This window comes from Bacteroidales bacterium, assembly GCA_023229505.1.
Classification (GTDB): domain Bacteria; phylum Bacteroidota; class Bacteroidia; order Bacteroidales; family JAGOPY01; genus JAGOPY01.
The window spans coordinates 133,827-150,542 of sequence record JALNZD010000002.1 but is presented as its reverse complement, the minus strand read 5'-3'; the positions used below and the strand labels follow the sequence as shown (position 1 = coordinate 150,542).

Below are 16,716 nucleotides of genomic sequence, written 5' to 3'. Positions count from 1 at the left end.
AATTCAGGTTTATCCTGAGTGGTAAAAAATCAATTTAACTTCTTCCTTATACTTATGATTGTAATTGAACACAACCCTTTCGTTGTCACAAACCATTTTCACTTCTACTCCATTAATTGTAGCGGATTTTATCTTCACAGCATTCTTTCCCTCCAGGACGATTTCCCCGGCCAGATCACGATCTCCGTACAGGGTAATCTCAAGTTGACCATCAATCTCTGCGACATCGAGAATATCAGAGGTGCTGTGCAGGATCTTTAATCCGTCAGAAACTTCCATGCACACCGGAGTTAATACACCGTATAATGCCGGCCATAGCATCTCATTCTGCGTGTAAGGAATTGTGACAGCTTCACCACTTTCAGGATGAGTATAGGTAACTTTGCCAGAATGTTCTTCGTTGTAGTAATTCCCTACGAAAAGGACGGCGGAATTTTGATCTGTGAAGCGTTCTCTTACAGCGAGATTATCATTGCCGGTTGATGCCTGCCTGAGCTTTGCGCCTGATCTCTTCAGAATTGCTTCATAAACCGGTTTATGTCCTTCCGTGTCAAATCCTATCCAGGTTCCCAGGTGAACCAGGGATCCGCTTCCGAGAGATTTTGTAAATCCACATGCAGTGCCTTTAATAGTCCGGGCAATAATTTCTGCTCCGGAGAGTGATTCTTCCGAATAGGTGATCTGTGGATTGGCGCACTTGATATCTTTCAGGTCATAAATATCGATCAATGGCGAATCGATGATTTCCTTTCCGGATGGCTCCACTGACAAGGCATTGCGAATGATTGTACATGGATTCTGCGACATCTCACGGTCAGGCAGATATGGGAAAAGGACAATATTGCCGCCGGCTTTGGCATAATCAACAATGGTCTGCTGATCCCTGGCATTCATCTCATCCGTGCTGAATGCCCACACCTGTTTATAGTTTCTCAATGAATCTGCAGAAGCCTGAGATAGATCAACCATATCATAATCGATATTAAGGACCTGGAGCACTTTCAGCAATCCGTCGAAATAGGCCGGTCTGCGGATGGCAGTGAACAAGAATTGGAGTTCAGACTCACCTTCCTCAGGCCGTTCCAGCTCCGTTGCATAATATGGAGGATAGAAAAGGACGCATACCTCGGCTTTACGTTTTGCATCAACGATAAGGCTTTCAGAGGTTTTAACAATTTTACTCATGCGTTTGACCAGCGGGAAAGCACCAGTGCGCTTACCTTCCGGCGTGAGCGGGGTGAACCAGTAAAAAGTTTCCCCGGAATAGCCCCTTCGCCTTGGATTGCGGCCCTGTGAGAACATATAGTAGTTCCAGCCGGTCAGGCCATTGGCAATGCTTGCTTTGTAGAAGAGTTCCATCTCATGTGGATTCGTTACCACATGATATTCACGGGAGCCGCTCTGGAACTCAGCAGCTAACAGCGGCTTGTTCCCCTGCATCGCATAGGTTATATCATTAATGATCCGGTCATCATGCATATTGCGGTATGATGAGAATTCCGGAATATGATCGACTCCGAAAAAGATCTCGCTCTTATCCCCGAATAAATCTTCGTACATGGTGATATTGACCGGAAATTCATAGCCATGTCCATAGATCCAGCCGGGAAGATTATGAAATAACGGAACCTTAACACCTCTGTCCCTTGCCATCCCGGTGAGCATTCTCAAATAGTCGCCGTAATAGGTTCTCCAGAAACAATGCCATTCATAATCACGGCCGCGGTCTCCCTTTGATGCATAGGGAAGTTTGCCATCCGGAGGGAGTTCCACATGAGCAAAGTCCTGATAAGCTGTTCCCCACAGACTGTTCACTTCTGCAATACTGGTAAATTTACCTGATAAGTATGAAATGAAACGATCCTTCACTGCATGACCATAGTCTCCCTGATGTGCCAGCCATGAGAATACGCCGATCTCATTGCAGATCTGCATCATGATGACCGGACCGCCGGCTGATATTTCGCGTTCACTGATGAACGGCATGATCTGATCATACCACAGCGTAACCTTTTCCAGGTATTTCTGATTAAACAGACTGACTCCGTCACTTTGAACTATTTCACCTTTACTGTTGCGCATCTTGACCTCGTCACGATATTGATCCAAAAACCAATCTGGCAGTCCGGCCCCCCGGATCTCTGCCAGAATAAATGGCCCTGGTTTCACGATGCAATGTAATCCATGAGCCTGGCATCGCTGAAGCCAACCTTTAAGATCGCGTTCCGGGCATGATTTGCCCTCAAAATCAAAAACGCCCTCCTCTGATTCGTGCCATGCCCATGGAACATAAGTGCTGATAGTAGTTAAACCGGCCTCTTTAGCTGCTTCCAGATGCTTGTCCCACAGCTCGCGCTTAATCCTGAAATAATGAATTTCCCCTGAATTGAGGAACACCTTTTTGCCGTTGAGATAAAAACTATCTTTTTTGATTATAAAAGTCATTCTCTGGTTTTATTTATTTCAATATTTGAATAGAACTAACCGACGGGTTCAATGGAATTAACCGACGGGTTAACCCGTCGGTTATACTATACAGTCGCTGATTCTGTTGCATTTTTTCCTTCTTCTTTTGAACGTTTCATATTTCTTTGCTTGAGAAGATCTTTAATTTCATGAGATCGTTTTTCAGTCAGAGAGTACCGGAGGATAAAGAAAATCGAAAAGATGCCCAATAACAGTGGCAGTCCAATCTCCACCACACGCATCATCAAAAGCGTAAAGGGTGTCTGTTTTGTGAGTGGTACGATTTCGTTTTCAATAATGTCGAGCTCTTTATCCAGGAATTCCGGAGGTAATGTTGTGTTCAAGTTTGCAAGCCGGTTATCCACCCCTGTAATGTTTTGCATAAGCTCTACATAATGCTCCTTGCTGTTTTTGGTTTCCAGGGATTTGGTTTCCAGGTGCGACATGAGCTCATTTGAACGCATTCTGGCTTTCCCGATCAACTCCACAAAGTTTCCTGTTTGGGGTTTGCCGTCTTTCCGGGATTGCAACTCGCTGCGCAACACCCTGATACTACCCTGCAAGGCATCCACTTTTATGACCTGGGTTTCATCAAACATAGTAAATACGATCAGCGCACCCGCGACAAAGCTGGCTAATGCGGTTCCCATTTTTATGAACCACCAGAATATCGAGTAAAAACTTCCCTCCGTGCGACGCCCTGTCTTTAAATCATCTTCGTCACAGATGTCGCCAACCATAGAAGCTCCCAGCGTAAAGAAAAACAGCATGCCGGCAGAAAGCAGTACTGTGGGAATAATGATCAAATAAGGATATGCCGGGTTATAGCAGATAATCTTGGAGAGTTGTGCCAGGCACATGAGTAAAATAGCAATAGTGAGGGTATTCCGTTTACCCAATTTTGGGCTGATCCAGTTGAGGGGGAAGACGGCAAGTACTCCGGTGATGGCCCACACGGTGCCGTTGATTCCGAGCAGATAGGCACCTGCGATTTTGTCACCCCCGAAAACATAAAAAATAGGAATGTATGACCCGAGCAGGTTGACGAAATTGAAGCCCATGGCCAGCGTGAAAATCGTCAGCGTCAGCATGATAAAGTTTTTATTGCTGGCAGTGTGTTTCATATCTTTCCAGAAGGGTGTTTTTTTCTGCTTTGCAGCTTGTTTAAATCCCGGTTCGCGTAAAGTGAAAAACCACCAGAAGGAGAGTGGAATCAGGATAGCCGCGATAAGTATGGAGACATAACGCATCCCATCGACCTCATTGCCTCCTGGGCCCTTGAAAATTTCCATGCTTGCGAGGGCAAAAAGCCAGGGGGTGCTCATGGCAAATAGATTGCCGACAAAACTCTTGGCGCTGAAAAGACGGGTGCGTTCGTGGTAATCGGTAGTCATTTCCATACCAAGGGCACCGTGAGGGATCTCAAAAATAGTACAGGCAGTGAAAAATAACAGGAGTGAAAAGAGAATATAGGCCAGCTGAAACGCATGGAAACCCGTTTCAGTCGGGAACCAGACACGCACCATATCACCTTTTGGGATCCACCAGATGAGGACAAAGCACACTGCAACTAATATTCCGCCTATCAGCAGATAGGGACGCCGGCGCCCCCAGCGGGTCCGGGTATTATCAGAAAGATGACCGATAATGGGATCAGAAAGAGCATCCCACAAACGAGGGATGATCAAAATAACTCCCAGCCAGAAGGCGCTGAGCCCCAGGCTTATATTGCCCATCAAACCCACTAGTATTCCGGCTATGTTGAAGAGGGCAATGGGAATAATGCCTCCGGCGCCATAAGCAGCTAATTGTGAAAAACGAATTCGATCTTCTGGTTTTGTGCCCTGAACCGTGATTGTTTCCTGTTCTTTCATAAAGAAAATGATTGATTTAATACTTAATAATAAATCACTACTTCTGCAGGAAACTCATTTAATAAAATTTTTAGAAAGCCCCGCAGGGTGTGAGGCTCTTTATAATATTCTACTTCAAATATGTAAACCCGAGTTTGTTCAAACCTTTCTGGATTACCGGATCTTTCATCATATAATTCCAGACCAGGCCTGTCCGGAAATTTTCTATCATAATCAGCATGGGACCCTGATCTATGCCTATGAAATCATCATTGATCCAATTAGCTGTTGGATTGAAAGCATCATAAAAACCATATCTGCCCCATAGCTTCTCACCATACTTTTCAATAATTGATTTAATGGTCGGCAGGACTATTTCAGGGGCAAATGGTAATGATGAAAGCGATCCGTAAGGTGCAATTGTTCCATCATCAAAATAATTGTAATCGGGACCGCTCGTTCCTCTTCCTGCATAACCCAAAAACTCCTTATCATCAAAATTATACTTCTCCGTAGGGCCATCACTTGCAGTAACACCCCAGCAAAGCGAATCATAACCAACCCAGCCATGAGGATTATCTATTGCGTATTGTCGTTGAACATAAGTTGCACGGCGGGAGTTTTCAAAGTAATCGATCCCTTTCTCCTTCATGAATGCATCAACCAGGCCTCGACAATCAATGAATGCCTGTGAAAACTGATGACCAAACAAAGGGGGAAAAGCTGCGTGCGAAAGTCCTTCGTAAGGTGTGTACCATTTATAATTTTTTAGCCAGGATTGGTAGCTTTGTTCAACATTTTTCATTCCGGAGCCGGCAGCCAGGACATAAAGGAGCAGGGCTTCGTTATAGCCGCTCCAGCCCATATCATGCAAGCCTTTTTCAGGAGTCCAGCCCATTGAAATCGTATAAGCAAATTCACCCGAAGCAGGCATTTCCATGAAATCCCAATCAATTCTGTCAATTAATTTTCCTGCAAGTAAACGGATTTGGTTTTCAATTTCATTGTCTAAGTTGTAATAGTTCCGTGCAAAGATAATCCCCATCATGAGTAAGCCTGTATCTATGGAAGAAAGTTCACAATTCCATTCACGTGTGCCGGAATCCATTTTCAGAAAATGATAGTAAAATCCTTTGTAACCGGTTACATTTGTATCAGGACTTTGAACGGAATTGATAAAGAAATTAAGAATATTAAGCGTAATCTGTGCTGCTTGCTCACGAGTTATCCAATTTCTTTCAGCACCGATTGCGAACGATGGAATTCCAAAACCTGTTGATGCTATGCTGGAAGGAGCCCAGCTTGCAGTGCGGTCTTTTACAATTCCCCAACCAGGGTGATGTTCATTTAGAAAGAAAAGAAAAGTCATTTGCTGAATTGAATCGAGCATGATCTCTTCATCTCGTGTCAAAGGATAATTAACCTTTCCATGAGATTTGAATACAAGCTGTTGCGGCTGTTCACATGCAGTAAAAGTCAAAACCACAAACAATACAGCTTTACTGATCTTCATATGATTTTTCATTTTTAGTTAATCTCAATAACTAAATCCCAGTTTATCCAACTCCTGCTGCACTTCCACGGTTATACAAATATACATTTAATATTACCGGTATTTTTTCGATTTAGTTCAATAATTGTTATATCTTTCTTAATTATTCGCCGGCCATTTCGATACGATAAGCATTATGGACAACCCGATCCTCGACCAGCTTGAATCCACGAATATCAGGATGGTGGAAGAATTAAGGTATGCCGGTGAGCGAGAGGATACGATAAATGATGACTTACAATGGTAATGGCATTTTCCTTTTTTTTTGGGGGCGAGATCAAGGAAATAAAAATTTTCTAAGTTTTTTTTTTTTTTCCTCAGTAGCTAAAAGAAATGTGTTTATTTTTATGATGAAAAACACTTGCTTTAATTAAATTATCCGGTTATTTTTTTTAGAAAAATTTTAATGAAGATTGGATAAATGATGAGCCATTAAATTTCAAAGTAAGTATGATTGCGTGGACACAAACACAAAAACTCTCAACCAAATACTTAATAACTATAAAACCAATAAAAAAAATGTTATGAAGAACCATCTATTACTAAAACAAGCAATTGGCTGGTTTAAGAGCATGCTATTGCTTTTGCTGGCTATTGCCGGGACTGCAGTATTCGGGCAGGAAAGGAGCATCAGTGGTTCCGTTTCTGACCGATCGACGAATGAATCTTTACCGGGAGCAACAGTATTGATTAAAGGCACATCCAATGGCGCAATAACCGACATGGATGGCAAATTCAGCTTAATGGTTCCCCCTGGCGAAAATACGCTGGTTATCAGCTTCGTTGGGTACGAAAAAACGGAAATATCCGTTGGCAATCAGAGTGTATTCAACATCCAGTTAATTCCTTCAAAAACATCTTTACAGGAAGTGGTTGTCGTTGGTTATGGCAGTACAAAAGTCAAAGATCTGACATCATCCATTACAACTGTCAAATCCGATGACATTATTAAAACACCTGCATCACAGCCTTTACAGGCTATGCAGGGTAAAGTTGCAGGTCTGCAGGTAGTGACCAATGGTGGTCCTGGTGATTCACCCACCATCAGAATCCGTGGTATCGGCTCATTCCCCGGAAGAGAAAACGAATCACCCCTGTATGTCGTTGATGGTATGTTCTTTGATAACATCGACTTCCTGAATCCATCGGAAATAGCGTCCATCTCAGTGATGAAGGACGCATCTGCGGCAGCCATTTATGGAGTCAGGGCCGCAAATGGTGTTGTGTTGATTGAGACCAAATCAGGTGCCTACAACCAGAAAACCGAAATAACCTACAACGGATACTTCGGCTATCAGGTTGCTCAAAATGTTGTAAAAATGGCCAACTCACAACAGTTTACCATTATGGCCATGGAATCAGGATCTGAAGCTGATGAAACATTCATCCTGAATGCCATGCAGCGTTACGGAAGAAGCAGGGTAGATCCCAATATACCAGAGCCCAATACTGATTGGTACAGCGAAATTCTTCACCTTGCACCTATCAGCAATCACAGCCTGGATTTTTCAGGAGGAACAGAAAAAGCCAGGTATTCAGTTGGAGCGAATTATTTCTTCCAGGATGGTATCCTGAACATGAAAAATCAGTACGAAAGAATGAACCTCCGCTCCAAGTTAGATATTAAAGCTACCAAATGGCTTACCATCGGAGGTAATCTTATTTTTAGCAATGCTTTAAAGTATAATGATCAGGCCGGCGCCTGGAACGATGCCTATTTTGCCGTTCCAATTATGCCTGTCTACGATACGATGAATACTGAGGCGACACCAACAAATTACTCAAACGCTCAGGATTTGGGTTACAGGAGTGGTCAGAACCCCTTCCCAGGCATGGATTACAACATCGACCTGATGAAAATCAAGAAGTTGCTCACCAATTTCTACATGGAGTTCAATCTTATTCCCAAAACCCTTACCTTTAAAACCACCTATAATTACGCCTACACAGCAATCGATCAAAGAATTATCAATTTGCCCTGGTTCATCGGGAACAGTTTCCAAAACCCGGATGCAACAATCACACGGAATTTGTCCAATTATAACAACCATATCTGGGATAATATCCTCACATTCAATAAAAGTTTCCATAACCACAATCTGACTGTTATGGCAGGTACTTCCTTTAAAGATGAAGGTTTCATGAGGCTTTCTGCACAAGGCAAAAATTTCCCGACCGATAAGGAACAATCCTGGTACATCGATCAGTCGTTGAATATTCCGGCTGATGCTGTATCGGATGACGGATTAAGGCAGTATGGAATGTCCTATTTTAGCAGAATTGCCTATAATTTTAGTGAAAAGTATCTGCTCTACGCCACTTTACGTGCTGACGGCAGCAACAAATACCAGCAAACCTGGGGATATTTTCCCACCGTAGGTGTGGCTTGGGTAATGACAGAAGAGAATTTCCTGCAGGATAACGATATTGTACCCTTTTTCAAACTTCGGGCAAGCTGGGGACAACTCGGAAACGACCGGATTCAGGCCAGTGACGGTGCTTACACGACAACCGTGATAAATACCACACTTAATGGAATTGTCTATTCCGGAACGGTTGTTTCCAGTGATTACTCGGAGCTCAAATGGGAATTGACTGAAGAGTTTGATGTTGGTTTCACTGCAAGATTTCTCAAGAATAAGCTTTCAGCCGATTTCGATTACTACAACCGTGATACCAAGAATGCAGCTATTCCTGTTTCTATTCCATCAGTAGGTGGAAGTGTCTTAAAACCTGTAGGGGTTATTCGAAATTCTGGAATTGAACTTGCGATCAACTGGAGCGACCAGGCAATAAATGACAAACTCAGCTATAGCATTGGAGCTAACTTCTCAACATTAAAAAATGAGGCCATCGACCTTTATGGCCAGGAATACATTGATGGTGGAACTGCCGAATTCCGTCAACGCACTTACATTGGTGAACCTTTGATGGCATTCTACGGCCGTGAGGTTGCCGGGGTGTACCAGAACCAGGCAGAAATTGAAGCCGATCCGGTGGCTATTGAAAACGGCCTGGTTCCGGGTGATTTCAAGTATGTAGATCAAAACAAAGACGGAAAAATTGACGATGATGACCGTGTCATCCTGGGCTCGTACTTCCCGAAGTTTATGTATGGTGGAAACATCAGCATTAATTTCATGAATTTCGACTTGTCTGCCAGCGTTTATGGTCAGGCCGGTAACAAAATCCTCAACCGTAAGCGTGGTGAAATCATCTGGATATCTGACGGAAATCTCGATGCAGACCTGGTAGAAAACCGTTGGTATGGAGAGGGAACTTCCGACATGTATCCGTCATCCTCAGGTTTGCGCAGAGGTTGGAATCAGAAAATGAGCGATTACTTTGTCGATGACGGATCATTCTTCCGTATTCAGAACATCCAGTTAGGTTACACTATCAAAAACAGCAAGTGGCTGGGAGGTCAATTCCCCGAAACCAGGATTTCATTCACAGCTGAACGTCCTCTGACCTTGTTCAAATACAACGGTTTTACTCCTGAAGTTGCCAACGGTTGGGATACACAGACCTATCCTGTTGCAGCAATATATACTGTTGGCCTGAATGTTAAGTTCTAATTTTTAAACTTTTGACTTATGAAACCATATAAATTTCTCTATATATTAATAACTTTTACACTAATTGTCCTGTTTAGTAATACCGGGTGCAATAAGTACCTCGATGATCCTGCTGAAAACAGAACATTTACGGAGGAAACCGATTACACTATCAGTAGCAATATGATACTGCCCCTGATAGGCACGTATGCAGAATTCAATAACACCGAGTGGGAGGATTTTCCGTTAATTGCAGTTCGCGGCGATGATGTAAATGCAGGGGGACTTGGTGACCAGCAGGATTTTGCCGAGACCGACATGTACAATTACAACAAGGATTTCTGGATGTACAATTCGCTGTGGCAGAATTACTATCAGAATATGTTCTCCGCCAACTCGGCCATGGAACAAGTTGCACTTTACAAGGAGTATGCTTCTGATAAGGCACTTGCTGATCAGTATATTTCAGAAAGTAAAGTCTTGAAGTCATGGTGGTTATTCCACCTCAGTCGCGTGTGGGGCAGCTTGCCTGTTCCACCAAGTTCAGACCCATCTGCCTTGTTTGTCACACCATTATCATCCAAGGATGAAATTATGCAGATGATCTCTGTTTGGATGGATGAAGCAATCCCGAACCTGCCCGCAAAAAGACCCAACGAGCGCACCGACATTCCCGGGGGTGTTACAAAATACACGGCATATGCCTTGAAGGCTCTTGCCAATCTTGAACTTAAAGAATATCAGGCCGTTGCAGATGCAACCGGTGAGATTATCAGTTCAGGTAAATTCTTGCTTGAACCTGATTTTTATGAACTTTTCAAGATCAAAGGCAAGCTGAATGATGAAAATATCTGGGAGATGCAGTATTCCGATCTCGGACAAGGTTCCGGTGACAATTACGCTTACCTGTATGCCTTCTTTGGTCCACAGGGATGGACACCTGAAGTAGCTGGTTCTGCTGATGGATGGGGATTCTGGGAACCGAGTATGAAATATATCAAATTTATGCTCGACAGAGGTGAGACTGTACGCCTGGAAACCAGTGTATTGTTTACTGACAGAGGAATAGCTGAGATCAGAACAGATCCCAACTATGCGAATTTGCCCGCCTGGATATCTAATACAACGCGTTCGGGGGATATAATCAATGATTATGCCCGCGCCTTGTTTGCCAGCGGAAAACATTATCTTCCATCCGATCAGCTGACACCTGGCAGAACCGATTACGGAACGAATAAGAACTTCACTTGCATCCGTTATGCTGAAATTCTGCTCCTGTATGCTGAGGCCCTTACGCAGGGAGCATCGGGTAACGCGGGTACGGCAGATGATGCTGTGAATCTCGTCAGGACAAGGGCCGGTCTGACTCTTTTGTCAGGCGTGACCAATGACCAGGTTATGGATGAAAAGTTCGCCGAACTCGCCATGGAATGGGGTAACCGCTTTTATGACATGGTAAGGCTTGGCAAAACAGATGAGTTGAGTTATGATGGAAGAAGCTTTGCAACAGATAAAACTTTCCTCCCTTATCCGCAAAACCAGGTAGACCAACTGCCTGTCCTGGATCAATAGCAGCATATTTGAACAATTAAAATTTAAAAACATGAAACTTATAAAATACTGGTTTATTTGTTCTCTGATAACAGTGCTGGCTGTATCGTGCGAAAAGGGTCTTGACCCTATAATCCCGGTCTCGCCAAAACCTGATGTATCAGGTCCCACACTTGTGATCAATTATCCTGTCGAGGGGAAACCATTTGTTTCACCCGAAGAAGTAGCTACGATTACCATTAAACTGGTGGCAACAGATGACGTCGAGCTTAAATCGGTAATTCTTCAATTAGATGGAACAGAAATCGGTTCTCTCACTGATTTCAAAGATTACAGGAGGGCTGATGTAAAATTTGATTACGACCTGGGCAGTGGAGATCATACACTGACAGTTACCGCTACCGACCTTACGGATAAAAGCATAACCCAAACGGTCAACTTCAGGAAGATAACCGCCCCGGTTTACATTCCACTTGATGGAGAGGTTTTGTACTTTCCTTTCGATAGTTATTATCTTGATCTTATCACTGGTAATGCCGCTACCCCTGTTGGAACCCCCGGTTTCGCGGCAGGCAAACTGAATGATGCCTATGCCGGAGCCCAGGACGCTTATCTTACTTACCCCAGTGCAGGAATTATTGGTGATAATTTAAGCGCTGCTTTCTGGTATAAGATAAATGCAATTCCTGACCGTGCTGGTATTTTTATGATTAGCCCTCCAACTACCATTGTACTGCAGGATCGCACAAAGGGATTGAGATTTGCCCGGGAAGCAGACGGGATTAAGCAAAAATTTTGGTTTAACATAGGAAATGGAACAGTCGATAGTTGGTTCGTTCCTCCTTCGTTTGATGTCACTGACGATTGGATGTTTATTGCATTTACAGTTTCTGAAAGCCATGTAACAATCTATATAAACGGAGAAATTTCAGTCGAAGGCGATTATGAAGGACCCATAAATTGGAATGATTGCTCTTCAATTTCATTAATGTCAGGTGCTCCGAATGTAATTTATTGGGATCATTTGTCTGATTTGAGTTTGATAGATGAACTGCATATCTTCACCAGAGTAATTTCTGCTGCTGAAGTACAGAGCCTCTACGCAATAAAGTAATTTAATGTACTGAAATCAAATATCTTAAGAAAGAGGGAGAGAGTATTTCATCCCTCTTTCTTTGCTTATCAGGCTTGTAAAAAAATGAAAATCTATCTTAGAAGAGACTATCCCGTCATTCAGGCTTTCACGATCTTTGCGATGGCGTTAATTATTTTTAATGGGGCCTGCAAAAAAGAACCTGAAACGGTAAACAAAAAGCTGGAAGTTGTGTCCTGTTATGTAGGGGACATCCAGCTTCAATATGCAGCTGAAGTACCGGATATACCTCTAAACCAGGATATAAAAATTACCTTCTCCGATGCTGTAGATACAATAACTGCCAAACAAAGCATTACGGTAAAAGATGAAAATAATGTATCTTTTGGTATCAAATTTTACTTTGCTGATGATAACAAAACAGTCGTGTTGAAACATCAACAGAGTTTCACAAAACTCAAGCGATATATTTTAACCATATCACAAACTTTGAAAGGAAACAGCGGGCAGACGTTTTCCGGAACTGAATACAGATTTAAAACGGCCAGTGGTGTTTTTACACTCGAGACGATCACCATTGATAACCGTGATTTTACATCGTCAGGAAATTTCTATAATGTCAGCCGTCAAGGGTTACACTTAGAATTGGAATTCTCTGAAGCGGTCGATACGGCTCAAAGCAGGTCTAAGTTTACCTTATCTGGTGATCCGGTTTTTGATTTAAGCTTTCAGGATGATTTTAAAAAAGTAAATCTTGAATGCGCCCAGGAGCTGGAAGGGTACAAGAAGTATACTTTCGTAATTTCAACCAGTCTCAAATCGGCTTCCGGAAATTCGTTCCAGGGTTTCAGCAACACATTCTTCACTGAAGTGGATTCAACGCTCAAATTTCCCCTGATATCAGATGATGAATTACTTACTCTTTTGCAACGGCAAACCTTCAGCTATTTTTACGACTACGCTCATCCTGTAAGCGGGATGTCCCGTGAGCGATTCAATTCAGGTGATATCGTTACATCAGGTGGTTCAGGATTCGGCGTTATGGCCCTGATTGTGGGCATGGAACGAGGCTTTATTACACGTACCGAAGGGATCAGTCATCTTGAGAAGATCATTGATTTTCTGGAAACCTGTGACAGGTTTCACGGTGCCTGGTCACATTGGATCAATGGAAGCACGGGAAGTGTTATACCTTTTGGAGAAAAAGACAATGGAGGCGACCTTGTTGAAACTGCATACATGGCCCAGGGATTACTGGCCATGAGGCAATACCTCGATCCGGGGGATCCGGTAGAAAATGAACTTATCGACAGGATTACGGCGCTTTATAACGGCATCGAATGGAGCTGGTACACCAGGGGAGGCCAGAATGTGCTTTACTGGCATTGGTCACCAAATTATGGATGGGATATGAATTTCCAGATTCGAGGGTACAATGAAACACTTATTACTTATATCATGGCAGCCTCTTCACCCACTTATACCATCTCTGAACCGGTTTACCGCCTTGGCTATGCAAGTAATGGAGCAATTGTGAATGGGAAATCATTTTACGGTTATGTACTTCCTGTTGGATATGATTATGGTGGTCCGTTGTTTTTTGCGCACTACTCTTTCCTGGGACTTGATCCGCGTAACCTGACAGATGTGTACGCCGATTACTGGACGCAGAACGTCAACCATTCACTGATTAACTGGGCCTACTGTACAGATAATCCAAAAGGATTTCCGAATTACAGTGAACATTGCTGGGGGCTCACCGCCAGCGATATTCCCTCGGGTTATGGTGTAAGCGAACCCACCAACGACAGGGGAGTCATTACGCCGACTGCCGCTGTATCATCTCTTCCGTACTCACCTCAACAATCCATGAATGCGATCAGGTTTTTCTACTATATTCTTGGTGACCGTCTTTGGGGAGAATATGGCTATTATGATGCTTTTGACGTTCACGCAGGATGGTGGGCTGATTCATTTATCGCCATTGACCAGGGTCCTCAAATCGTCATGATTGAGAATTACCGCACCGGTTTAATCTGGAACCTGTTCATGAGCGCTCCGGAGGTTCAGGCAGGGTTGGATAAACTTGGATTTTCGTACTAATGATGGCAAGATAATCAGCGTCGATTAACAACCTGTTAATAAAATATACCCTAAAAAGTTGAGGGTATTTTCTACTTTTACAAAAGACAGCCCCCACCCCTTCCCTCCGGGTCCCCGCGAAAACGGGGATCCGGAGGGAGTAAGGGAGGGGGCTAACTCAAAATTCAAAATTATAATAAATGCCGCGAAAAAAAAGTAAAGTCGCCAAGATTTTCGTGCTCGATACCTCTGTTATTCTTTATAACCACAATGCTATTTACAGTTTTGAAGACAATGATATAGCCATTCCCATCACAGTACTGGAAGAACTTGATAATTTCAAGAAAGGCAATGATACCAAGAATTTCGAGGCGCGGGAGTTCATCAGGATCATGGACCGCCTTTCGGCGAGCCATTCCCTGACCAACTGGATAGAGATCGACAGCCAGGGCGCCGGATGTTTCAGGGTGATCATGAACGAGAACGAAAGCCCTATCGATGCCCGTGCGATCTTCGATGGCAACAAACCGGACCATCGTATCCTCAACGCGGCGATGGTCATGCAGGCAGAGCACCCGCTGCGGCCGGTTATCCTGGTAACCAAAGATATTAACCTGAGGCTGAAAGCCAAATCGCTCGATATCCAGGCGGAGGATTATGAAACGGGAAAGATCCAGGATCTTGAATCGCTTTACCCAGGGAAGTCAACGCTTGAAGGAGTGGATAAGGGCGTCATTGACAAACTTTATTCCGAAGGCCTGATTGACCCGATTGACATAGGCCTTGAAAATCCAATCCCGAACCATTATTTCATTCTTAAGAACGGAAACTCATCGGCCCTTGCCTATTTTAATCCGATTCTCGGAAAAATCGAAAGAGTGGAAAAAACTCAGGCCTACAAGATCACCCCGCGTAATGCCGAGCAGGTATTTGCCCTGCATGCCATCCGCAACCCGCGGGTGAAGCTGGTCACGCTCCAGGGAGTTGCCGGAACGGGAAAAACATTGCTGGCGCTGGCAGGAGCACTCGATCAGAAAAAGAATTATAAGCAGATTTACCTGGCGCGGCCGATTGTGCCGCTGAGCAACAAAGATATTGGTTACCTCCCCGGTGACATTAAGGACAAACTTAGTCCTTACATGGAGCCGTTGTACGACAACCTGAAGTTCATCCAGAGCCAATACAGCGAGAGCGATAAAGAGTTTAAAAAGATCACCGATGCGCTGGAAAGTGAAAAGCTGGTGATCACCCCGCTTGCATTTATCCGCGGCCGGAGCATTTCCAACGTTTTCTTTATTGTTGATGAAGCGCAAAACCTCACCCCGCACGAGGTGAAAACTATCATCACCCGCGCAGGAGAAAACACCAAGATCATCTTCACCGGCGACATTTACCAGATCGACACACCATACCTGGACGCGCAGAGCAACGGGCTTTCTTACCTGATCGACAAGATCAAGCACCATCCGATCTATGCACATATCAGGCTGGAAAAAGGCGAACGGAGCGAGCTGGCGAATCTGGCCAACGATTTACTGTGAGAAAAAACATAAGTCAACGGATTTTTTTGGTACTTATCGGTTTAACGATAATGTCAGTAAACTGTAAAGGACCAGGGCCGAAGGAAAAAACTTCTGAAAAACCGGTCTCAGAAACATCTTCCATTGTCATTCCTGCCTTCAATGCCGATTCGGCCTTAGCATTTGTCAAAGCTCAGAATGATTTTGGGGCGCGTGTGCCGGGAAGCAACGCCCATGCTGCCTGCGCTTCCTGGCTGAAAAACATACTGCTGACTTATACCCCTCATGTGACGGTCCAGGAGTTCAAATCACGCGTTTACAGCGGGCAGGTTTTCACCGGGAAGAATATTATCGCCTCTTTCAATCCGGCTGGCAAGGCACGCATTATGCTTTGCTCCCATTGGGATTCCCGGCCTTTCGCTGATCACGATCCCGATCCATCCAGGCGGGACGAGCCTGTTATGGCTGCCAACGACGGTGCCAGCGGTGTGGGAGTCCTTCTGGAAATAGCCAGGATCCTTAAAGACAGCCAACCCAAAGTGGGTATCGACATTATCTTTTTTGACCTGGAAGATTATGGCCCTCCGCAGGACAGCCAGACAGAAGAAGCTAATGAAAACTGGGGACTGGGCTCGCAGTACTGGTCAAAAAACCCTCACATTCCAGATTACCGGGCCAGGTTTGTCATTTTGCTCGATATGGTCGGGGCTTCTGATGCAAAATTCCGCCGGGAAGGGTTTTCCATGTATTATGCCCCCGATAAGGTCAGGAAAGTATGGGACATCGCCGCCGGTCTTGGCTACCAGGATTATTTCCTTGACGAAAAAGGCGGCTATATCAACGACGACCATTATTTTATCAACGAGATCCGGAAAGTTCCCGCTATCGACATCATTCATCTCGATCCATCTTCCTCCAATGGCAGCTTTTATGAATACTGGCATACTACCGGCGATACCTTCGATAAAATCGATAAGAAAACGCTTCGGATTGTGGGGGAAGTTCTTGTGAAGGTTGTGTTTACGGAGAAATAAAAAACTAG

9 protein-coding genes are annotated in these 16,716 nt (G+C 44.1%); 6 read left to right on the top strand and 3 right to left on the bottom strand.

Translation table 11 applies throughout. The features are described from left to right. Positions 1-9: 9 nt before the first annotated feature. The 3 genes from M0Q51_01390 to M0Q51_01380 all read right to left on the bottom strand — a co-directional run bounded on the left by M0Q51_01390 (position 10) and on the right by M0Q51_01380 (position 5,832). Entirely contained in the window at positions 10-2,445 is a 2,436-nt protein-coding gene (locus M0Q51_01390; protein ID MCK9398633.1) for a beta-galactosidase, read from the bottom strand. A gap of 86 nt (positions 2,446-2,531) precedes the next feature. Then, positions 2,532-4,340 (bottom strand): MFS transporter, encoded by a 1,809-nt coding sequence (locus tag M0Q51_01385; protein MCK9398632.1) that lies wholly within the window; start codon positions 4,338-4,340, stop codon positions 2,532-2,534. 109 nt (positions 4,341-4,449) lie between these two features. Next, positions 4,450-5,832 (bottom strand): hypothetical protein, encoded by a 1,383-nt coding sequence (locus M0Q51_01380; protein MCK9398631.1) that lies wholly within the window; start codon positions 5,830-5,832, stop codon positions 4,450-4,452. Positions 5,833-6,395: 563 nt separating this feature from the next. On the opposite strand from M0Q51_01380, the gene M0Q51_01375 reads away from it, so the two are divergent. From M0Q51_01375 to M0Q51_01350, 6 genes are all read left to right on the top strand, one after another. Further along, positions 6,396-9,449 (top strand): TonB-dependent receptor, encoded by a 3,054-nt coding sequence (locus tag M0Q51_01375; GenBank protein ID MCK9398630.1) that lies wholly within the window; start codon positions 6,396-6,398, stop codon positions 9,447-9,449. An 18-nt stretch (positions 9,450-9,467) separates the two neighbouring features. Beyond that, positions 9,468-11,000, top strand: a complete 1,533-nt coding sequence (locus M0Q51_01370) for a RagB/SusD family nutrient uptake outer membrane protein (protein ID MCK9398629.1) — start codon at positions 9,468-9,470, stop codon at positions 10,998-11,000. 31 nt (positions 11,001-11,031) lie between these two features. Then, positions 11,032-12,093 (top strand): Ig-like domain-containing protein, encoded by a 1,062-nt coding sequence (locus M0Q51_01365; GenBank protein ID MCK9398628.1) that lies wholly within the window; start codon positions 11,032-11,034, stop codon positions 12,091-12,093. 84 nt (positions 12,094-12,177) lie between these two features. Continuing rightward, the gene (locus M0Q51_01360; GenBank protein MCK9398627.1) at positions 12,178-14,175 is read left to right on the top strand and encodes an Ig-like domain-containing protein; all 1,998 of its coding nucleotides are present in this window, start codon (positions 12,178-12,180) and stop codon (positions 14,173-14,175) included. Positions 14,176-14,354: 179 nt separating this feature from the next. Further along, positions 14,355-15,695: a PhoH family protein gene (locus M0Q51_01355; protein ID MCK9398626.1), complete on the top strand. Its 1,341-nt coding sequence runs from the start codon at positions 14,355-14,357 to the stop codon at positions 15,693-15,695. A gap of 50 nt (positions 15,696-15,745) precedes the next feature. Continuing rightward, positions 15,746-16,708 (top strand): M28 family peptidase, encoded by a 963-nt coding sequence (locus M0Q51_01350; protein ID MCK9398625.1) that lies wholly within the window; start codon positions 15,746-15,748, stop codon positions 16,706-16,708. The last annotated feature ends 8 nt before the right edge of the window (positions 16,709-16,716 follow it).

Excerpts from the sequence above, each read along its gene's own strand:
- M0Q51_01380 (MCK9398631.1), bottom strand. The coding sequence starts at position 5,832 with ATGAAGATCAGTAAAGCTGTATTGTTTGTGGTTTTGACTTTTACTGCA.
- M0Q51_01350 (MCK9398625.1), top strand. The coding sequence starts at position 15,746 with ATGTCAGTAAACTGTAAAGGACCAGGGCCGAAGGAAAAAACTTCTGAA.
- M0Q51_01375 (MCK9398630.1), top strand. The coding sequence starts at position 6,396 with ATGAAGAACCATCTATTACTAAAACAAGCAATTGGCTGGTTTAAGAGC.
- M0Q51_01365 (MCK9398628.1), top strand. The coding sequence starts at position 11,032 with ATGAAACTTATAAAATACTGGTTTATTTGTTCTCTGATAACAGTGCTG.
- M0Q51_01385 (MCK9398632.1), bottom strand. The coding sequence starts at position 4,340 with ATGAAAGAACAGGAAACAATCACGGTTCAGGGCACAAAACCAGAAGAT.
- M0Q51_01360 (MCK9398627.1), top strand. The coding sequence starts at position 12,178 with ATGAAAATCTATCTTAGAAGAGACTATCCCGTCATTCAGGCTTTCACG.
- M0Q51_01370 (MCK9398629.1), top strand. The coding sequence starts at position 9,468 with ATGAAACCATATAAATTTCTCTATATATTAATAACTTTTACACTAATT.
- M0Q51_01390 (MCK9398633.1), bottom strand. The coding sequence starts at position 2,445 with ATGACTTTTATAATCAAAAAAGATAGTTTTTATCTCAACGGCAAAAAG.
- M0Q51_01355 (MCK9398626.1), top strand. The coding sequence starts at position 14,355 with ATGCCGCGAAAAAAAAGTAAAGTCGCCAAGATTTTCGTGCTCGATACC.